At 71.9% G+C, this 19,003-nt stretch carries 19 protein-coding genes; 18 read left to right on the top strand and 1 reads right to left on the bottom strand.

Going from position 1 to position 19,003, the window contains the following annotated elements; all coding sequences use genetic code 11:
- The first annotated feature begins 25 nt into the window (after positions 1-25).
- The 3 genes from ABT057_RS06545 (at position 26) to ftsH (ending at position 6,174) form a co-directional block, all read left to right on the top strand.
- On the top strand, positions 26-2,473 hold the full coding sequence (locus ABT057_RS06545; RefSeq protein WP_352341343.1) for a [protein-PII] uridylyltransferase: 2,448 nt from the start codon (positions 26-28) through the stop codon (positions 2,471-2,473).
- A gap of 122 nt (positions 2,474-2,595) precedes the next feature.
- Positions 2,596-4,146, top strand: a complete 1,551-nt coding sequence (gene ffh / locus ABT057_RS06540) for a signal recognition particle protein (RefSeq protein WP_352341342.1) — start codon at positions 2,596-2,598, stop codon at positions 4,144-4,146.
- Between the two features lie 96 nt (positions 4,147-4,242).
- Positions 4,243-6,174 carry an ATP-dependent zinc metalloprotease FtsH gene (ftsH, locus tag ABT057_RS06535; RefSeq protein ID WP_352341341.1) on the top strand — a complete coding sequence of 644 codons (1,932 nt, stop codon included), beginning with the start codon at positions 4,243-4,245 and terminating at the stop codon, positions 6,172-6,174.
- A gap of 16 nt (positions 6,175-6,190) precedes the next feature.
- Here the strand turns inward: ftsH and ABT057_RS06530 are convergent, their stop codons facing one another.
- Positions 6,191-7,075, bottom strand: coding sequence for an SAM-dependent methyltransferase (locus ABT057_RS06530; protein ID WP_352341340.1), 885 nt, complete (start codon positions 7,073-7,075; stop codon positions 6,191-6,193).
- Between the two features lie 553 nt (positions 7,076-7,628).
- On the opposite strand from ABT057_RS06530, the gene ABT057_RS06525 reads away from it, so the two are divergent.
- The 15 genes from ABT057_RS06525 to dprA all read left to right on the top strand — a co-directional run bounded on the left by ABT057_RS06525 (position 7,629) and on the right by dprA (position 18,889).
- On the top strand, positions 7,629-8,228 hold the full coding sequence (locus tag ABT057_RS06525; RefSeq protein ID WP_352341339.1) for a hypothetical protein: 600 nt from the start codon (positions 7,629-7,631) through the stop codon (positions 8,226-8,228).
- Positions 8,229-8,511: 283 nt separating this feature from the next.
- Positions 8,512-8,940: a 30S ribosomal protein S16 gene (gene rpsP / locus ABT057_RS06520; RefSeq protein WP_352341338.1), complete on the top strand. Its 429-nt coding sequence runs from the start codon at positions 8,512-8,514 to the stop codon at positions 8,938-8,940.
- Positions 8,941-8,942: 2 nt separating this feature from the next.
- Positions 8,943-9,182, top strand: a complete 240-nt coding sequence (locus ABT057_RS06515; RefSeq protein WP_003973401.1) for an RNA-binding protein — start codon at positions 8,943-8,945, stop codon at positions 9,180-9,182.
- 84 nt (positions 9,183-9,266) lie between these two features.
- Positions 9,267-9,809 (top strand): ribosome maturation factor RimM, encoded by a 543-nt coding sequence (gene rimM / locus ABT057_RS06510; RefSeq protein ID WP_352341337.1) that lies wholly within the window; start codon positions 9,267-9,269, stop codon positions 9,807-9,809.
- On the top strand, positions 9,809-10,642 hold the full coding sequence (trmD, locus tag ABT057_RS06505) for a tRNA (guanosine(37)-N1)-methyltransferase TrmD (protein WP_352341336.1): 834 nt from the start codon (positions 9,809-9,811) through the stop codon (positions 10,640-10,642). Before rimM ends, trmD begins: the two co-directional genes overlap by 1 nt.
- 133 nt (positions 10,643-10,775) lie before the next feature.
- On the top strand, positions 10,776-11,126 hold the full coding sequence (gene rplS / locus ABT057_RS06500; RefSeq protein WP_020128707.1) for a 50S ribosomal protein L19: 351 nt from the start codon (positions 10,776-10,778) through the stop codon (positions 11,124-11,126).
- A gap of 79 nt (positions 11,127-11,205) precedes the next feature.
- Positions 11,206-11,904, top strand: a complete 699-nt coding sequence (gene lepB / locus ABT057_RS06495) for a signal peptidase I (protein WP_352341335.1) — start codon at positions 11,206-11,208, stop codon at positions 11,902-11,904.
- Entirely contained in the window at positions 11,897-13,000 is a 1,104-nt protein-coding gene (lepB, locus tag ABT057_RS06490) for a signal peptidase I (protein WP_352341334.1), read from the top strand. The genes lepB (ABT057_RS06495) and lepB (ABT057_RS06490) overlap by 8 nt, the downstream gene beginning before the upstream one ends.
- Positions 12,888-13,868, top strand: a complete 981-nt coding sequence (lepB, locus tag ABT057_RS06485) for a signal peptidase I (protein WP_352341333.1) — start codon at positions 12,888-12,890, stop codon at positions 13,866-13,868. The genes lepB (ABT057_RS06490) and lepB (ABT057_RS06485) overlap by 113 nt, the downstream gene beginning before the upstream one ends.
- 103 nt (positions 13,869-13,971) lie before the next feature.
- A complete protein-coding gene (lepB, locus tag ABT057_RS06480; RefSeq protein ID WP_352341332.1) occupies positions 13,972-14,757 on the top strand; it encodes a signal peptidase I in 786 nt (261 codons plus the stop codon).
- Positions 14,747-15,271, top strand: a complete 525-nt coding sequence (locus ABT057_RS06475; protein WP_352341331.1) for an NUDIX hydrolase — start codon at positions 14,747-14,749, stop codon at positions 15,269-15,271. The genes lepB (ABT057_RS06480) and ABT057_RS06475 overlap by 11 nt, the downstream gene beginning before the upstream one ends.
- A 56-nt stretch (positions 15,272-15,327) precedes the next feature.
- Positions 15,328-15,636: a DUF2469 domain-containing protein gene (locus ABT057_RS06470; RefSeq protein WP_056791138.1), complete on the top strand. Its 309-nt coding sequence runs from the start codon at positions 15,328-15,330 to the stop codon at positions 15,634-15,636.
- Between the two features lie 106 nt (positions 15,637-15,742).
- Positions 15,743-16,105: a YraN family protein gene (locus ABT057_RS06465; RefSeq protein WP_352341330.1), complete on the top strand. Its 363-nt coding sequence runs from the start codon at positions 15,743-15,745 to the stop codon at positions 16,103-16,105.
- A 1-nt stretch (position 16,106) separates the two neighbouring features.
- Complete coding sequence (locus ABT057_RS06460) at positions 16,107-17,732, top strand: YifB family Mg chelatase-like AAA ATPase (RefSeq protein WP_352341329.1); 1,626 nt, start codon at positions 16,107-16,109, stop codon at positions 17,730-17,732.
- Entirely contained in the window at positions 17,729-18,889 is a 1,161-nt protein-coding gene (gene dprA, locus ABT057_RS06455) for a DNA-processing protein DprA (RefSeq protein WP_352341328.1), read from the top strand. Before ABT057_RS06460 ends, dprA begins: the two co-directional genes overlap by 4 nt.
- Positions 18,890-19,003 lie beyond the last annotated feature (114 nt).

Below are 19,003 nucleotides of genomic sequence, written 5' to 3'. Positions count from 1 at the left end.
CGCAGAACAGAACAGGAGTCGCTGGGTGTCGAGCACGGACGTGCGAAAAGAAGCAGAGGACTCGGGACCCAGCGGCTATGCGGCGGCCCGGCTGCGCCTCCTCACCGAGGAGGCGCAGTCCGGGCCGCCGCGCCGTGCGGCCCTCTCCGCGCTGACCGACGAATGGCTGGCGGGCCTGTTCACCGCGGGCGCCGAGGACCTCAGAGGCGTCTCGCTGGTCGCCGTCGGCGGCTACGGCCGCGGCGAGCTGTCCCCGCGCAGCGACCTCGACCTGCTGCTCCTGCACGAGGGCGGTGACGCCAAGGCGGTCGCCGCCCTCGCCGACCGCCTCTGGTACCCCGTCTGGGACCTGGGCCTCGCCCTCGACCACTCGGTCCGCACCCCCGCGGAGGCCCGCAGGACCGCCGGCGAGGACCTCAAGGTCCAGCTCGGTCTGCTGGACGCCCGGCACCTCGCCGGCGACCTCGGTCTGACCGCCGGACTGCGGACCGCCGTCCTCGCCGACTGGCGCAACCAGGCGCCCAAGCGGCTGCCCGAACTCCAGGAACTGTGCGCCGAGCGCGCCGAGCGCCAGGGCGAACTGCAGTTCCTGCTGGAACCGGACCTGAAGGAGGCCCGGGGCGGGCTGCGGGACGCCACCGCGCTGCGCGCCGTGGCCGCCTCCTGGCTGGCCGACGCGCCGCGCGAGGGCCTCGACGACGCCCGGCGCCGGCTCCTCGACGTCCGGGACGCCCTGCACCTGGCGACCGGCCGCGCCACCGACCGGCTCGCCCTCCAGGAGCAGGACCAGGTCGCGGCCGGGCTGGGCCTGCTCGACGCCGACACCCTGCTGCGGCAGGTGTACGAGGCGGCGCGGGTCATCTCGTACGCGAGCGATGTCACCTGGCGTGAAGTGGGGCGCGTGCTGCGCTCGCGCGCCGTGCGGCCCCGGCTGCGCGCCATGCTCGGAGGCGGCAAGCCCGCGCCCGAGCGGTCGCCGCTGGCCGAAGGGGTGGTGGAGCAGGACGGCGAGGTGGTGCTCGCCCGCGCCGCACGCCCCGAACGCGACCCCGTGCTCCCGCTGCGCGCCGCGGCCGCCGCGGCGCAGGCCGGCCTCCCGCTCTCCCTGCACGCCGTACGGCGCCTGGCGGCCATCGTGCGCCCGCTGCCCACGCCCTGGCCCGCCGAGGCCCGCGAACAGCTGGTCACCCTGCTCGGCTCCGGCCGGCCCACCATCGAGGTCTGGGAGGCGCTGGAGGCCGAGGGCCTGATCACCCAGCTGCTCCCCGACTGGGAGCGGGTGCGCTGCCGCCCGCAGCGCAACGCCGTGCACATCTGGACCGTCGACCGGCACCTGATCGAGACCGCCGTGCGCGCCTCGGAGTTCACCCGCCGGGTCAGCCGCCCCGACCTCCTCCTCGTCTCCGCGCTGCTGCACGACATCGGCAAGGGCTGGCCCGGCGACCACTCGGTGGCCGGCGAGATCATCGCCAAGGACGTCGCCGCCCGGATCGGATTCGACCGAGCGGACGTCGCCGTCCTCTCCACCCTCGTACGGCACCACCTGCTGCTCATCGAGACCGCCACCCGGCGCGACCTGGAGGACCCGGCCACCGTACGGTCGGTCGCCGAGGCGGTCGGCTCGCAGAGCACCCTGGAACTGCTGCACGCGCTCACCGAGGCCGACGCGCTGGCCACCGGTCCCGCCGCCTGGTCCTCCTGGCGGGGTTCGCTCGTGGCGGACCTGGTCAAGCGGGTCGCGGCGGTACTCGCCGGGGACGAGCCCGACGAGCCGGACGCCGCCGCGCCCACCGCCGAGCAGGAACGGCTCGCGATCGAGGCGGTCGCCACCGGCAGCCCCGTCCTCGCCCTGCGCGCCCAGACGGAACCCCCGACGGAGGAACAGCCGCCCGGCGATCCCGAGCCGCTCGGCGTGGAGCTGCTGATCGCCGTACCCGACCAGGCGGGCGTCCTGCCCGCGGTGGCCGGGGTGCTCGCCGTGCACCGGCTGACCGTGCGCACCGCCGAACTGCGCGCCCTGGACCTGCCGGACGGCGTCGAAGGCTCCGTCCTGCTGCTGAACTGGCGGGTCGCCGCCGAGTACGGCTCGCTGCCCCAGGCCGCCCGGCTGCGCGCCGACCTCGTCCGCGCCCTGGACGGCTCCCTGGACATCGGCGCCAGACTCGCGGAGCGGGACGCGGCCTACCCACGCCGGCGGGGCGTGGTCGCGCCCCCGCCGCGGGTGACGGTGGCCCCGGCGGCCTCCCGGCACGCCACGGTCATCGAGGTCCGCGCCCAGGACGCGCCGGGGCTGCTGTTCCGGATCGGGACGGCGCTGGAGGACGCGGGGGTGCTGGTGCGCAGCATGCACGTCTCCACGCTCGGCGCGAACGCCGTCGACGCCTTCTACGTCACAGGCGCGGAGGGCTCGCCGCTGCCCGTCGAAGAGGCGACGGCCGTGTCGCGCAAGCTGGAGGAGACCCTGAGGGGCTGAACCCGAGACGCCCGAGAGGGGCGAGGCCGGGTCGGATCGGACCGACCGTGACCCGGTCTTGTCCCGCCGGGATACCCTGGAAGACGCTCAGACCGCCCCCGACTCCGAGGACCGACGCCGCCGTGTTCGATACTCTCTCCGATCGCCTCTCAGCGACCTTCAAGAACCTGCGCGGCAAGGGACGGCTCTCCGAGGCGGACATCGACGCCACCGCGCGCGAGATCCGCATCGCCCTCCTCGAAGCCGACGTGGCCCTGCCGGTCGTCCGCACGTTCATCAAGAACGTCAAGGAACGCGCGCTCGGAGCCGACGTCTCGCGGGCGCTGAACCCCGCCCAGCAGGTCCTGAAGATCGTCAACGAGGAACTCGTCACCATCCTCGGCGGCGAGACCCGTCGGCTGCGCTTCGCCAAGCAGCCGCCCACCGTGATCATGCTCGCCGGTCTGCAGGGTGCCGGTAAGACCACCCTCGCGGGCAAGCTCGGCCGCTGGCTGAAGGAGCAGGGCCACTCGCCGCTGCTCGTCGCCTGTGACCTCCAGCGCCCCAACGCCGTCAACCAGCTCAGTGTCGTCGCCGACCGCGCGGGCGTGGCCGTCTACGCCCCCCAGCCCGGCAACGGCGTCGGTGATCCGGTCCAGGTCGCCAAGGACTCCATCGAGTTCGCGAAGTCCAAGGTCCACGACATCGTGATCGTGGACACCGCCGGCCGGCTGGGCATCGACGCCGAGCTGATGCAGCAGGCGGCCGACATCCGCGACGCCGTCTCGCCCGACGAGATCCTCTTCGTCGTCGACGCGATGATCGGCCAGGACGCCGTCAACACCGCCGAGGCCTTCCGCGACGGCGTCGGCTTCGACGGCGTGGTGCTCTCCAAGCTCGACGGCGACGCCCGTGGTGGCGCGGCCCTGTCGATCCGCCAGATCACCGGCAAGCCGATCATGTTCGCGTCGAACGGCGAGAAGCTCGACGACTTCGACGCGTTCCACCCTGACCGGATGGCCTCCCGCATCCTCGACATGGGTGACCTGCTCACCCTGATCGAGCAGGCGGAGAAGACGTTCAGCCAGGAAGAGGCCCAGAAGATGGCCTCCAAGCTGGCGTCCAAGAAGGGCCAGGACTTCACCCTGGACGACTTCCTGGCCCAGATGGAGCAGGTCAGGAAGATGGGCAGCATCTCCAAGCTGCTCGGCATGCTGCCCGGCATGGGGCAGATCAAGGACCAGATCAACAACCTCGACGAGCGTGACGTCGACCGTATGGCCGCGATCATCAAGTCGATGACCCCGGGCGAACGCCAGGACCCGACGATCATCAACGGCTCGCGCCGTGCCCGTATCGCCAAGGGTTCCGGCGCCGAGGTCAGCGCGGTGAAGGGGCTGGTCGAGCGGTTCTTCGAGGCCCGCAAGATGATGTCCCGCATGGCCCAGGGCGGCGGCATGCCCGGCATGCCGGGGATCCCGGGCATGGGCGGCGGCCCCGGCCGGCAGAGGAAGCAGCCCAAGCAGGCCAAGGGCAAGCAGCGCTCCGGCAACCCGATGAAGCGCAAGCAGCAGGAGGAGGAGGCGGCCCGCCGCCGCGAGGCGGGCGCCCAGGGCGGCGGCGCGTTCGGGTTGCCGCAGCAGGGCGGCCAGGACTTCGAGCTGCCGGACGAGTTCAAGAAGTTCATGGGCTGAGCCCGTAGGACCCTTGAGGACCCGGAGGGCGTTCTCCCGTGCGGGAGGGCGCCCTCAGCGTGTGCCGAGGGCCGCCCTCTGCCGTAACGTCCAGATATGAGCAATGCCGGTCCGGCGCGCAAGGCACCCGACCAGCCGTGGCGTACCGAGGGCACCCCGGACGAGGCGCCACGGCCCCCCGGCGGCAGGAGGACGCGGGGCCGCTGGTGGGGGCTGGCCGTCACCGCGGTGATCGTCTTCCTTGTGGTGTACGTCGGGCTCAACTACCTCGGCGGGGGCGATGAGCCGACGATCTCCTACACGGAGTTCAGCAGACAGGTCGACGCGGGCAACGTCGACAAGATCTACTCCAAGGGCGACGCGATCCAGGGCCAGCTCAAGCAGGCCCGGGACGACCCGGACGGCGGCGGCGACTACACCAAGTTCAAGACCCAGCGGCCGGCCTTCGCCGACGACAGGCTGTGGCAGGAGCTGAGCAGCCACGACGTCACGGTGACCGCACGGCCGGTGGTGCAGCAGCGCAGTCTGGTGTCCAACCTGCTGCTCTCACTGGTGCCGATCGTGCTCCTGGTCGCCGTGTGGATCTTCTTCGCCCGGCGGTTCGGCGCTGCGGGCGGCGTCGGCGGCATGCTCGGCCGCAAGGCGCCGCCCAAACCGGTGGGCCTGCGGCCCGGCACCCAGCGCACCACGTTCGCCGACGTGGCCGGCATCGACGAGGTCAAGGGCGAGCTGGACGACGTCGTCGACTTCCTGGAACACCCGGACGTCTACCGGAGGATGGGCGCGAAGATGCCCCGCGGCGTGCTGCTCGCCGGCTCGCCCGGAACCGGCAAGACCCTGCTGGCGCGCGCGGTCGCGGGCGAGGCGGGCGTGCCCTTCTTCTCCGCCTCCGCGTCCGAGTTCATCGAGATGATCGTCGGCGTCGGCGCGTCCCGGGTGCGCGAGCTGTTCGCGGAGGCCCGCAAGGTGGCGCCGTCGATCATCTTCATCGACGAGATCGACACCATCGGACGGATCCGCAGCGCAGGCGCCTCGGTGGGCGGTCACGACGAGCGCGAGCAGACGCTGAACCAGATCCTCACCGAGATGGACGGCTTCTCGGGGTCCGAGGGCGTCGTCGTCATCGCGGCGACCAACCGCGCCGACATCCTGGACCCGGCGCTGACCCGGCCCGGCCGCTTCGACCGGGTGGTCAGCGTCTCCCCGCCGGACCGCGCCGGGCGGGAGGCCATCCTCGCCATCCACACCCGCGAGATCCCGCTCGCGGGTGACGTGGACCTGGCCCGGGTGGCGCGGACGACCCCGGGCATGACCGGGGCGGATCTGGCCAATCTCGCCAACGAGGCCGCGCTCCTCGCCGTGAAGCGGAAACAGGAGCAGGTGACGCAGTCCGACCTGTCCGAGGCCCTGGAGAAAGTGCAGCTCGGGGCCGAACGGACGCTGGTCATGCCCGAGGAGGACCGCCGCCGTACGGCGTACCACGAGAGCGGCCACGCCCTCCTCGGCATGCTGCAGCCGGGCGCCGACCCGGTCCGCAAGGTGACCATCGTGCCGCGCGGCCGCGCGCTCGGCGTGACCATGTCGACCCCGGAGGTGGAGCGGTACGCGCACTCCGAGGTGTACCTGCGCGGCCGGATCATCGGCGCCCTCGGCGGGATGGCGGCCGAGCAGGTGGTCTACGGGGTCGTCACGACCGGCGCGGAGAACGACCTCGAACAGGTCACCAACATCGCGCGCGGGATGGTCGCGCGCTGGGGGATGAGCGAGCGGGTCGGCCGGCTCTCCGCCCTGCCGAGCGACGCCCAGCAGGCCTACGGCCTCGCCGCCGCCCCGGCGACCCTCGACGTCATCGACCACGAGATGCGCCGGATCGTCGACGAGTGCTACATCGAGGCGTGCCAGAAGCTGCGCGACGAGCGCGACCGGCTCGACGCCCTCGCCGAGGCGCTGCTCGAGCACGAGACGCTGGAGGAGGCGGACGCCTACCGCATCGCGGGGGTCGCCCGGATCCGCAAGGACGAAGGGTGACCGTCCGGAACCGGCGTCAGGGCGTCCGGGCGATCAGGTACCGGAACACGTTCGGCATCCACACCGTGCCGTCCCGCCGCCGGTAGGGGTGCAGCGCCTCGGCCAGCTCCTTGGCCACCTGCTCCTGGTCCGTGGCCGCGACCGCCGCGTCGAACAGACCCGTGGACAGCAGGCCCTTGAGGGCGCTGTCCACCCCGGCGTACCCGAACGGGCAGGCCACCCGCCCAGACCCGTCGGGCCGCAGCCCGGCCCGCTGGGCGGCCTCCTCCAGATCGTCCCGCAGCGCGTGCCGCAACCGGCCCGCGCCCCGCGGCCGGCCGTCCGCTCCGCCGGTACGGGCCACGGCCTCCGGTCCCGCGACGGCCCGTACGACGGCCGACGTCGCGCAGCGCTCCGGCGGACCCCAGCCGACGAGCACCACCGGCGCGCCCCGTTCGGTGAGCGGGACCGCGGACGTGAGGAGGTCGGCCAGGGCCTCCGCGTCACCCGCGCGGAAGCCGATCGGTTCGAAGGCGGTCACCAGGTTGTACGCGGGCGCCGTCACGCCGGCGGTGTCCCCGGGCACCGCGTCGGTCAGCCGGACGTCCCCACGCACGCGTGCCTCCCGCTCCCCGGACTCCAGCCGCTCGCGCGCGAGGGCCAGCCGCTGCGGGGAGGCGGACTCGACTCCGGTGAGGGCCGCGCCTCTCGAGGCGGCCAGCACCAGGGCGAGCCCGGAGCCGCAGCCGAGGCCGAGGAGCCTGGTGCGGGGGCCCACTTCCAGTCGCTCGTGGACGGCCTCGTAGAGCGGGACCAGCATCCGCTCCTGGATCTCGGACCAGTCACGCGCGCGTGCACCCGGATCTGTGCGGGGCACCGGCCCCGCGTGAGGAAGGTGCTGCCGCACGAGCACAGGTGTCATGAACAAGCGCCCCAATCCGCCGAGAGTTTGCCGCTGTACCGATCAGATGGCCCCCGTGCAGTGCGCGCGCACTTCCCCCGTATGCCAGGTAACTCCCCTGCCGCGGTCGCGTCCAGGGGTCTCGGGTCCTCGCTTGTGGACTGACTGTGCCAGTGGCGAGAATTCACATTCCGGCAACGTGACCGTACGGTGGCCGGTCGCGGAGGGACGGGCCGGTGCCGGACGGCGGGGGCGCACCGGGTAACGTCGCGGTCGTCGCGCGCGCTCACCGAGAGAGAGCCCTCCGGCCGGAGCCGGTCCCTTCACGGCGGGCAGAGCGACCGAAACGCCCCTTGCGCCCCGACGCACACCGGCTCCCCGGCGCGCGGACAGGATCTACGCGCCGGGGCGTAGAGCGAACTACGCACCACCTTGGTATGAGCTGTGAGGCTTCTCCGCAGATCAGCGCACCCGCCCTCGTCAGGACGCATCAGCGGCAACTGACGGGTACGTGCAAATTATTTGGGATGCCCCGGAATAGGAACACAGCGGCACCCCCGCTCGTTGTCATTACGTGAGCACGACACAGACACCACCTGTTCTCGCCGCAGAGCTGGCACAGGCGTGGGCCGACATTCAGCGGTACCACCCCGAACTGCCGGACCTTGCCGCGCCAGAGTCCCTGATCGGGGAGTCGTCGTCCGCCTGCGGTCACGAGCTCTCCTTCGAGCGACTGCTCCATGAGGCAGTCCATGGCGTCGCCGCCGCCCGCGGCGTCCGCGACACCTCCCGCGCCGGCCGCTACCACAACCGCAGATTCCTCGCGATCGCCGAGGAACTGGGCCTGGACCACCCCGAGGAGCCGCACCCCAGCAGCGGCTTCTCGCTGGTCACGCTCAACCCCGAGGCGAAACGCCGCTACCGCCCGACGATCGAGCGCCTGCAGCGGGCCCTCAAGGCCCACCTGGCCGCCACCTCCGCCGACAACACCACCCGCACCTTCCGGGGCCCCGCCGCGCGCCACGGCTCCTCCGGGGGCGGCGTCCGCGTGAAGGCCGTCTGCGACTGCGGTCGCAACGTCCGGGTGGTGCCGTCGGTCCTGGCCCAGGCGCCGATCGTGTGCGGAGGCTGCGGCAAGCCGTTCCGCATCCCGGAGATCGCGGGCGCGGCATAGCCGGACGGCACACCGCCGACGACACGCACCGGCATCTCGTGGCTGCCGGTTCACTGCGGTGCGGGGCCCCACCCCCGCACCGCCGGGAGTTCCTCAAGCCTGCCCGCGCGGCCCTGCGGCCGGGGCGACCCGCGGGGTGTGGCACAATGGCAAGCTGTACTCGACAGTCGCACAGGACCCCTCTCTCCTCCGGCTGACGCGTCCATCGGGCACTCGGGTACCGCAACCCCACGCGGCAGCCTCGCCGTGCCCAATCACGTCAAAACCAGGAGAACCCACTCCCGTGGCAGTCAAGATCAAGCTGAAGCGTCTGGGCAAGATCCGTTCGCCTCACTACCGCATCGTCGTCGCCGACTCCCGTACCCGTCGCGACGGTCGTGCGATCGAGGAGATCGGCAAGTACCACCCGACCTACCACCCGTCGGTCATCGAGGTGGACGCCGACCGCGTGGCGTACTGGCTGGGTGTCGGCGCGCAGCCGACCGAGCCCGTGCTCGCCATCCTGAAGAAGACCGGCGACTGGCAGAAGTTCAAGGGCGAGCCCGCCCCGGCTCCGCTGCTCGTCGCCGAGCCGAAGAAGGCGCGCCCGTCGTTCGAGGCCCTCGGTGGCGACGACGAGGGCAAGGGTGAGGCGATCACCCAGAAGAAGAAGGCCGAGAAGAAGGACGAGGCTGCCGCCGAGTCTTCCTCGTCTGAGTCGACCGAGGCCTGAGCATGCTCGAGGAGGCTCTCGAGCACCTCGTGAAGGGCATCGTCGACAACCCTGACGATGTGCAGGTCGCTTCGCGCAACCTGCGTCGCGGGCGTGTGCTCGAGGTCCGGGTCCACCCGGACGACCTCGGAAAGGTGATCGGCCGCAACGGCCGCACCGCACGCGCTCTGCGCACCGTCGTGGGCGCCATCGGCGGCCGCGGTGTCCGTGTCGACCTCGTCGACGTGGACCACGTCCGCTGACGCCAAACGCAGCACCGGCTCGGGCCGGGGAGGGCCACTGGGCCGTCCCCGGCCCGTAGTCGTATCGACAGGAGATTTGGACACGTGCAGCTGGTAGTCGCACGGATCGGCCGTGCCCATGGCATCAAGGGCGAGGTCACCGTCGAAGTACGCACCGACGAGCCGGAACTCAGGCTCGCGCCGGGCGCCGTGCTCACCACCGATCCCGCCTCCGCGGGACCGCTCACCATCGAGACCGGCCGGGTCCACAGCGGCCGGCTCCTCCTGCGCTTCGAGGGCGTCGCCGACCGCAACGCCGCCGAGGCCCTGCGGGGCACTCTCCTCATCGCCGAGGTCGACCCGGAGGAACTGCCGGAGGAGGAGGACGAGTACTACGACCACCAGCTCATCGACCTCGACGTGGTCACCCGGGACGGGGCGGAGGTCGGCCGGATCACCGAGATCTCGCACCTGCCCTCCCAGGACCTCTTCATCGTCGAGCGGCCGGACGGCAGCGAGGTGCTGATCCCGTTCGTCTCGGAGATCGTCACCGAGATCGACCTCGAGGAGCAGCGGGCGGTCATCGATCCGCCGCCGGGCCTGATCGACGACAAGGCGGAGATCGCCTCTTCGCGGGACGAGTCCTGATGCGCCTCGACGTCGTCACGATCTTCCCCGAGTACCTCGAACCGCTGAACGTGTCCCTCGTCGGCAAGGCACGCGCGCGTGGGCAGCTGGACGTGCGCGTGCACGACCTGCGGGAGTGGGCCTACGACCGCCACAACACGGTCGACGACACGCCTTACGGCGGCGGCCCCGGCATGGTCATGAAGACCGACCCCTGGGGCGACGCCCTGGACTCGGTCCTCTCCGACGGCTACGAGACGGGTTCGGGCCGGCCCGCGCTCGTCGTCCCCACCCCCAGCGGCCGCCCCTTCACCCAGGAACTCGCCGTGGAGCTCTCCGAGCGCCCCTGGCTGATCTTCACCCCGGCCCGCTACGAGGGCATCGACCGACGGGTCGTCGACGAGTACGCCACCCGGATCCCGGTCTACGAGGTCTCCATCGGCGACTACGTCCTCGCCGGCGGCGAGGCTGCCGTACTCGTCGTCACCGAGGCCGTGGCCCGGCTGCTGCCCGGGGTGCTCGGCAACGCCGAGTCGCACCGCGACGACTCCTTCGCGCCCGGCGCCATGGCGAGCCTCCTGGAGGGGCCCGTCTACACCAAGCCGCCCGAGTGGCGCGGCCGCGGCATCCCGGACGTCCTGCTCAGCGGCCACCACGGGAAGATCGCCCGCTGGCGCCGCGACGAGGCCCTGCGCCGCACGACGGCCAACCGGCCCGACCTCATCGAGCGGTGCGAACCCAAGGCCTTCGACAAGAAGGACCGCGAGATGCTCTCCATCCTGGGCTGGGAGCCCGACCCGGCAGGTGAGCCGTACGGTCGATTTTGGCGCAGGACCGAGGACGTGGAAGAATAGGCGGCTGTTGTGCGCCGTCCAGTGTGCGCCCCTGCCACAGGGGGACACGACGCCCGCCCCGACGGCCGCAGCCCACCTCCTGGAACCTATCTCCCGCTGATGACCTGTGGCATCGGCGAAGAAAGCAGACACAATGTCTCACCTGCTCGACTCCGTCGACGCCGCGTCGCTGCGCAGCGACGTCCCGGCCTTCCGCCCGGGTGACACCGTCAACGTCCACGTGCGCGTCATCGAGGGCAACCGCTCCCGTGTGCAGCAGTTCAAGGGCGTGGTGATCCGCCGCCAGGGCGCCGGTGTCCGCGAGACCTTCACGGTCCGCAAGGTCTCCTTCTCCGTCGGCGTCGAGCGCACCTTCCCGGTGCACACCCCGATCGTCGAGAAGATCGAGCTCGTCACCCGCGGTGACGTCCGTCGCGCCAAGCTGTACTACCTCCGTGAGCTGCGCGGCAAGGCCGCGAAGATCAAGGAGAAGCGCGACAACTGAGCGCACACAGTGGATCCACTGGTGATCCACTGAGCACACTCGGGTGATCCACAGAGGGGCCGGATAGCATCTGGCTCCGATGGACACCGAAGCTCAGCCGACGACGGAGCGCGACCGCTCCTCCCGCCCCGCTCCAGGGGCCGCGGAGGGGCGGTCGCGTTTCGCGTTGCCGACGCGGATCACCGACTGGCTGCCGGGCGGCCGGATCAGCCTGACCCTCTTGATCTGCCTGGTCTTTTTGCTGCTCCTCAACGCTTTCGTGGTGCAACCCTTCCAGATTCCCAGCGGATCCATGGAAAACGGATTGAGGATCGGCGACCGCGTTCTCGTAAATAAGTTGGCGTACCGTTTCGGTGCCGAGCCGCGGCGCGGCGACGTCGTCGTGTTCGACGGCACCGGGTACTTCGGGAACTCCGACTACATCAAGCGCGTCGTGGGTGTGGGAGGAGATCACGTGGTCTGCTGCGACAAGGAGGGGAGGATCAGGGTGAACGGCCGGTCGGTCGACGAGTCGACGTTCCTGTATCCAGGCGACAGCCCGTCCGCGGTGGACTTCGACGTGCGGGTGCCCGACGGCACCCTGTTCGTCCTCGGCGACCACCGCAGCTCCTCCAGCGACTCCCGTGACCACCTGGGCTCACCGGGCGGCGGCATGATCCCGGTGACCGACGTGATCGGCCGCGCCGACTGGATCGTGTGGCCGTACGCGCACCTGACCCGGCTGGCCCGCTCGAGCGCCTACGCGCGCGTGCCCGGTGCGGAGGGCGCCCATGGGTAACCGCGGCAAACCGCGCGGAGTGCCGCAGACCTCCGCCATCGACCAGCTCCTGCCCACCGGCGTCCGGCGCGCCTCCAGTCCCGCAGGCGGCCGCACCCGAGCGGAGCGCCGCAAGCTCCAGCGCAAGGTCAAGCGCAAGCGCAGGCGCTCGGCCGTGCGGGAGATACCGCTCCTCGTCGGTGTCGCCGTCCTGATAGCCCTGGTCCTGAAGACCTTCCTGGTGCAGGCCTTCGTCATCCCGTCCGGCTCGATGGAACAGACGATCCGGATCGGCGACCGGGTCCTCGTGGACAAGTTCACGCCGTGGTTCGGCTCCAAGCCGCAGCGCGGGGACGTCGTCGTGTTCAAGGACCCCGGCGGCTGGCTCAACGACGAGACGACGACCACGAAGAAATCGGACCCCGTCGTCGTCAAGCAGGTCAAGGAAGGGCTCACCTTCATCGGCCTGCTGCCGTCCGACAACGAGAAGGACCTCATCAAGCGGGTGGTCGGCGTGGGAGGCGACCACGTCAAGTGCTGTGACACGCAAGGGCGAGTCACCGTCAACGGCGTTCCCCTGGAAGAGGGAAGCTATCTGTACCCCGGGAACAACCCCTCCGACACGGCGTTCGACATCACCGTCCCCCAGGGCCGGCTGTGGGTGATGGGCGACCACCGGGGCAACTCGGCGGACTCCCGCGCCCACCAGAACACGGACTACGGAGGTACCGTCTCCGAGGACGAGGTGGTGGGCCGGGCCATGGTGATCGCCTGGCCGTTCGGCCACTGGGAGCGTCTCAAGGAACCGCAAACTTTCTCTTCCGTGACCGGCTCGACCGCCACGGCGACTTCGTCGGCCCAGCAGTCGCATAGGGTTGCCCCGGACGATCCGAACGAGAGCGTCCGACAACTCCCGAGCCCTGCGGAACTCCCGCTCGTTATGGGAGTGGTGGGCCTGCGTCGCGCATGGGGCGGCAGGCGGCGGCACGGAGTAAGGAGTTGGCGTGGGGGATGTGGCGGTTGGCGCACGGTCCGGGCACGACGGCGAGGAGCACCGCGGACGTCCCGTGGAAACCGCCGACCCGGCTGGGGACGGCGCCGTGACCTCCGGGAGTGACCCGGCGGCGGGCGGCGAGGGCCCGCCGGCGGACGAGCCCCCCGGCGGCGGGGGCGACGGGCCGGGCGAGCCGGGCCCGAAGGCGAAGAAGCCGCGCTCCTTCTGGAAGGAGCTGCCGATCCTGATCCTCATCGCGCTCGTCCTCGCGCTGATCATCAAGACCTTCCTGGTGCAGGCGTTCTCGATCCCGTCCGCGTCGATGGAGAACACCCTCAAGGAGGGCGACCGGGTCCTCGTCGACAAGCTGACGCCCTGGTTCGGCTCCGAACCCGAGCGCGGCGAGGTCGTCGTCTTCCACGACCCGGACAACTGGCTGGCCGGCGAGGCCACGACCGACCCGAACGCCGTGCAGACCTTCCTCAGCTGGATCGGCCTGATGCCGTCCGCGGAGGAGAAGGACCTGATCAAGCGGGTCATCGGCGTCGGCGGCGACACGATCTCCTGCAAGGGCACGGGCCCGCTGAAGGTCAACGGCAAGGCGCTGAACGAGCCGTACGTGTACCCCGGCAACACCCCGTGCAGCCAGGACGACCAGGGCGGTCAGTTCACGGTGAAGGTGCCCAAGGGCTTCATCTGGGTGATGGGCGACCACCGGCAGAACTCGCGGGACTCCCGCTACAACCAGTCCGACAAGAACCACGGCATGGTTCCCGTCGACCAGGTCGTGGGTCGCGCCATCGTCAAGGCCTGGCCGATCAACCGATGGGACACGCTCCCGGTGCCGGACACCTTCGACCAGTCCGGGCTGAACGACCAGTCGGCGGCCTCCGCGGCCCTGACGGTGGCCCCGCAGGGCCTCGCCGTCGCCGGCACCGTCCCGCTGGTCCTGTGGCACCGCAGGCGCACCCGGGTGACCGAGACCCGCTGACCGTTTCCCCGGACCCCTTCTGCAAACCCTTTCCCAAGCTTGTGACCTTGGGCGGCAAGGAAGGGCTGACCCGGATCGGTACCGCCGGGTAGGGTGCGGGTCCATGGGCGGCGAGAGCACGACACGTACGGCCCCGCGCAGCGGCGGTGGCACCAGCAGCGGCCCGGTGGGCAGCCGGACCGGACAGCGACTGTCCGGTCTGGTCGTCGCACTGGGCCTTGTGCTGTTCCTGGGCGGTTTCGTCTGGGGCGCCCTGGCCTACCGGCCGTACACCGTGCCCACCGGCTCCATGACCCCGACGATCGACCCCGGTTCCCGGGTGCTGGCCCAGAAGCTGGACGGCGACAAGGTGCGCCGCGGTGACGTCGTCGTCTTCAAGGACACGTCGTGGGTGAGCAACGCGCTGGTGGTCAAGCGGGTGGTGGCGGTCGGCGGCGACACGGTCGCCTGCTGCACCAAGGGCAAGCTCACCGTCAACGGCAAGCAGATCGAGGAACCGTATCTGCCGCCGGGCAGTCTCGCCGAGATCACCGACTTCCCGACCGTGAAGGTTCCCGCGGGCAGGCTCTTCCTGCTCGGCGACGAGCGGCAGGGCTCCCTGGACTCCACCGCCCACCTCACCGACGCGGCCCAGGGCACGGTGGCGAGCAGCGCCGTCCGGGCCCGTGTGGACGCCGTCGTCTGGCCCTGGGACGGCTTCCTCAAGCGTCCGACGGGCTTCGAGACGCTGGGCACGATCTCCCAGCCGGGACCGCTGCGTCCGATCCTCTGGATGATCGGCGCCGGGGTGGTGCTGATCCTCGGCGGCAGCGCCTACGGCCCGATCGCCAAACGGACCTCCGCCCGGCGCGTCCGCGCCGCGAAACCGGAGCCGGCCGGTGCCCGCTGAGACCGCGGACACGGGCGCCGGCACCTACGAGGGCGGGCTGCGCAAGGTCGCCAGGGTGGTCCTCCTCGACCCCCGGGACCGCATCCTGCTGCTGCACGGCCACGAGCCGGACGATCCGGCCCACGACTGGTGGTTCACGCCCGGCGGCGGCGTGGAGGGCGAGGAGACCCGTGAACAGGCGGCCCTGCGGGAACTCGCCGAGGAGACCGGCATCACCGACGTCGAGCTCGGGCCGGTGCTGTGGCGGCGGACGTGCTCCTTCCCGTTCGCGGGACGCCGCTGGGACCAGGACGAGTGGTACTACCTGGCCCGTACGACCGTGACGACGATCCGGGCCACCGCGCTGACCGAGCTGGAGCGGCGCAGTGTCGCCGGAGCACGCTGGTGGACGTGTCAGGAACTGACCCGGGCACATGAGACGGTGTATCCGATCAGACTCGCCGAACTGCTGGGCAGGCTGCTAGACGAAGGTCCCCCGGCCGGACCCGTAACCCTTGACACGGAAATCGTCTAGGGGCTCGCGGGACTGGCGCACAATGGGGGGATCGCACGGCTGAAGGGGAACATGCCATGAGCGCCGAGGACCTCGAGAAGTACGAGACCGAGATGGAGCTGAAGCTCTACCGGGAGTACCGCGATGTCGTCGGTCTGTTCAAATTCGTGATCGAGACCGAGCGTCGCTTCTACCTGACCAACGACTACGAGATGCAGGTGCACTCGGTCCAGGGCGAAGTGTTCTTCGAGGTGTCGATGGCGGACGCCTGGGTGTGGGACATGTACCGGCCGGCGCGGTTCGTGAAGCAGGTGCGGGTACTCACGTTCAAGGACGTGAACATCGAGGAGCTCAACAAGAGCGACCTGGAGCTGCCGGGAAGCTGATGAGCCGCCTGTGGGTGACGGAGTTGTCCACAGGCGCCGGCTCGTCCACCGAGATCCACTTCTTGGTGGCGGGTGCGTGAGCGTTGGTGCCGGAGGTGGTGCCGACATGAACGCACGACGTGCGATGGGCAGGTACGGCGAGGACATGGCCGCGCGGCGGCTGTCCGAGGCCGGTATGACGATCCTGGAGCGCAACTGGCGCTGCGGCAGGACCGGCGAGATCGACATCGTCGCCCACGACGGGGACGTCCTCGTCATCTGTGAGGTCAAGACCCGCCGCGGCGGCTCCTACGAGCACCCGATGGCCGCGGTCACCCCCGAGAAGGCGCAGCGGCTGCGAGGACTCGCCGAACGCTGGATCCAGACACACGGCGGGGCCCCGCCCGGCGGCGTCCGCATCGACCTGGTGGGCGTCCTGCTCCCCGACCGCGGCGCACCCGTCGTCGAGCATGTGCGAGGGGTGGCCTGAGATGGGGTTCGCGCGTACGTGCTCGGTGGCGCTGGTGGGCGTCGAAGGCGTCGTCGTCGAGGTCCAGGCGGACCTGGAGCCCGGGGTGGCGGCCTTCACGCTGGTGGGCCTGCCGGACAAGAGCCTGAGCGAGAGCCGGGACCGGGTACGGGCGGCGGTGGTGAACTCGGGCGGCGAATGGCCGCAGAAGAAGCTCACCGTCGGACTCAGCCCGGCCTCGGTGCCGAAGGCCGGCAGCGGCTTCGACCTGGCGGTGGCCTGCGCGGTGCTGGGCGCCGCCGAGCGGATCGACCCGCGGGTCCTGGCCGACATCGTGATGATCGGCGAACTGGGCCTCGACGGCCGGGTGCGCCCCGTCCGGGGCATCCTGCCCGCGGTACTGGCCGCCGCCGACGCGGGCTACGAACAGGTGGTGGTCCCCGAGTGCGCGGCGGCGGAGGCCTCGCTCGTGCCGGGTGTGTCCGTGCTCGGGGTGCGCACCCTGCGGCAGCTCGTCGCCGTCCTCGCGGACGAGCCCGTGCCCGAGGAGGAGCCGGACGACCTGGGCCGCCCCGATCCGCTCCTCGCCGGTCTGCGCATGCCCGGCACCGGCGCGGCGACCGGCATGCGCACCCTCGGCGCCGCACAGCACGACCAGGAGCACGACCTGGCGGACGTCGTGGGACAGCGGTCGGCGAGGACGGCGGTGGAGGTGGCCGCGGCGGGCGGCCACCACCTCTTCCTGGAGGGGCCACCGGGCGCGGGCAAGACCATGCTCGCCGAGCGGCTGCCGGCCGTCCTGCCCGAGCTGACCCGGCAGGAGTCGTTGGAGGTCACGGCGGTGCACTCGGTGGCCGGGCTGCTGCCCCCGGGCAAGCCCCTGATCGGCGTCGCCCCGTACTGCGCCCCGCACCACTCGGCCACCATGCAGTCGCTGGTCGGCGGCGGCCAGGGGATCGCCCGGCCCGGGGCCGTCTCGCTGGCTCATCGGGGCATCCTCTTTCTGGACGAGGCGCCGGAGTTCAGCACCCAGACCCTCGACGCGCTGCGGCAGCCCCTGGAGGCGGGGCATGTCGTGATCGCGCGCAGCGCGGGAGTGGTGCGGTTCCCGGCCCGCTTCCTGATGGTGCTGGCGGCCAACCCGTGCCCGTGCGGCCGTTTCTCGCAGCGGGACACCCAGTGCGAGTGCCCGCCCTCGGTGATCCGCCGCTATCAGGCCCGGCTCTCCGGGCCCCTGCTCGACCGGGTCGACCTGCGCGTCGAGGTCGACCCCGTCGGCCGGTACGAGCTGGCCCACCGCGGCCCCGGGGGCGAGTCCACGGCGACGGTCGCCGACCGGGTCCGGGCCGCCAGGGAGCGTACGGCGGCGAGGCTGGCGGGCACCCCCTGGCGGACCAACAGCGAGGTGCCGGGACGGGAGCTGCGGCACCGCTGGCACGCGGCGTCCGGCGCGATGGACGAGGCCGAGCGGAACCTCGAGCGGGGCGTGCTGACCGCCCGCGGGCTCGATCGCGTCCTCAGGGTCGCCTGGACCGTCGCCGACCTCGTCGGCCACGACCGGCCCGACGCCACCGACGTCGCCCTCGCCCTGCAACTGCGCACCGGCGTTCCGCGCGGGGTGCCGATGGCGCTCGGAGCCCTCACGTGAGCGGCACGGGCGGGCCGGGCCACGACCGGCTCGCCCGCGCATTCCTCACGCGGGTCGTCGAGCCCGGGGACGAGGCCGGGGGGCGGTGGGTGCGGGAGTGGGGGGTCCGGGAGGTGGTGCGGCGCGTGCGGGGCGACGGGGAACCGCTGCCCGGGGTGAGTCCGCGGCGCTGGGAAGGGCTGCGCGCCCGGGCCGCCGGGGTGTCGGCGCAGCGGGACCTGGAGATCGCGCGGGCCGCCGGTGTGCGGTTCGTGTGTCCCGGCGACCCGGAGTGGCCGAGGACGCTGGACGACCTCGGGGACGGGCGCCCGCTCGGGCTGTGGGTGCGAGGACGGCCCAGCCTGCGGATGTGGGCGCTGCGCTCGGTCGCCGTCGTCGGCGCCCGCGCCTGCACCGGGTACGGCGCCCACATGGCCGCCACGCTCGGGGCGGGTCTCGCCGAGCGGGGCTGGGTGGTGGTGTCCGGTGGGGCCTACGGCGTCGACGGGGCCGCCCACCGGGGCGCCCTCGGCGCCGGCGGCGCCACCGTCGCCGTCCTCGCCTGCGGGGTCGACCGGCCCTACCCGCGCGGCCACACCGAGTTGATCAACAGGATCGCCGAGCAGGGCCTCGTGGTCGGCGAGCTGCCACCCGGCGATCATCCGACGCCCAGCCGGTTCGTCCTGCGCAACAGGGTGATCGCCGCCCTCACCCGGGGCACGGTGGTCGTGGAGGCCGCCTACCGCAGCGGCTCGCTGGTCACCGCGCGGCAGGCGCAGCGCCTGGGCCGGCACACCATGGGCGTGCCGGGGCCGGCCACCAGCGCCCTCTCCGCGGGGGTGCACGAGCTGCTGCGGGGAGAGGCGGTGCTGGTCAGCGACGCCGCGGAGGTCGTGGAAATGGTCGGTGACATGGGCGAGCTGGCCCCGGACCGGCGCGGGCCGGTGCTCCCGCGCGACCTGCTGGAGCCGGGTGCCCGGCGCGTGCTGGCCGCGCTCCCCGGCGGCCGGCCGGCCGGGCCGGAGGAGATCGCGCGCGAGGCGCACACCACCCCGGACGACGCGATCGCCAGGCTGTACGAACTCCGAGCACTTGGCTACGTCGAACGACACGGCGACGGCTGGAAGTTGACACGCCAGGCGATGGTCTCCGTTCGAGGGGGCCCGGGCCCGTGCTGACCGACGGCGTTCGGCCGTCCGGGGGAACGCCGAAGTCCTTGGGAATTCCCCCAGTTGACGCCGCGGGCGGTCACCCGGAGCGACCTCGGCGCCCCCGCGGGACACCCAGCGGAA

The sequence above is a fragment of the Streptomyces sp. NPDC002588 genome, from assembly GCF_040295925.1.
GTDB lineage: Bacteria > Actinomycetota > Actinomycetes > Streptomycetales > Streptomycetaceae > Streptomyces.
The sequence above is the reverse complement of the archived record's forward strand: the minus strand, read 5'-3'. Positions and strand labels throughout refer to the sequence as shown.

Coding starts and splice junctions, on each gene's coding strand:
- ftsH (WP_352341341.1), top strand. CDS start 4,243: ATGAGCAATGCCGGTCCGGCGCGCAAGGCACCCGACCAGCCGTGGCGT.
- ABT057_RS06530 (WP_352341340.1), bottom strand. CDS start 7,075: ATGACACCTGTGCTCGTGCGGCAGCACCTTCCTCACGCGGGGCCGGTG.
- ABT057_RS06515 (WP_003973401.1), top strand. CDS start 8,943: ATGCTCGAGGAGGCTCTCGAGCACCTCGTGAAGGGCATCGTCGACAAC.
- trmD (WP_352341336.1), top strand. CDS start 9,809: ATGCGCCTCGACGTCGTCACGATCTTCCCCGAGTACCTCGAACCGCTG.
- rplS (WP_020128707.1), top strand. CDS start 10,776: ATGTCTCACCTGCTCGACTCCGTCGACGCCGCGTCGCTGCGCAGCGAC.
- lepB (WP_352341335.1), top strand. CDS start 11,206: ATGGACACCGAAGCTCAGCCGACGACGGAGCGCGACCGCTCCTCCCGC.
- lepB (WP_352341334.1), top strand. CDS start 11,897: ATGGGTAACCGCGGCAAACCGCGCGGAGTGCCGCAGACCTCCGCCATC.
- lepB (WP_352341332.1), top strand. CDS start 13,972: ATGGGCGGCGAGAGCACGACACGTACGGCCCCGCGCAGCGGCGGTGGC.
- ABT057_RS06470 (WP_056791138.1), top strand. CDS start 15,328: ATGAGCGCCGAGGACCTCGAGAAGTACGAGACCGAGATGGAGCTGAAG.
- ABT057_RS06465 (WP_352341330.1), top strand. CDS start 15,743: ATGAACGCACGACGTGCGATGGGCAGGTACGGCGAGGACATGGCCGCG.
- ABT057_RS06460 (WP_352341329.1), top strand. CDS start 16,107: ATGGGGTTCGCGCGTACGTGCTCGGTGGCGCTGGTGGGCGTCGAAGGC.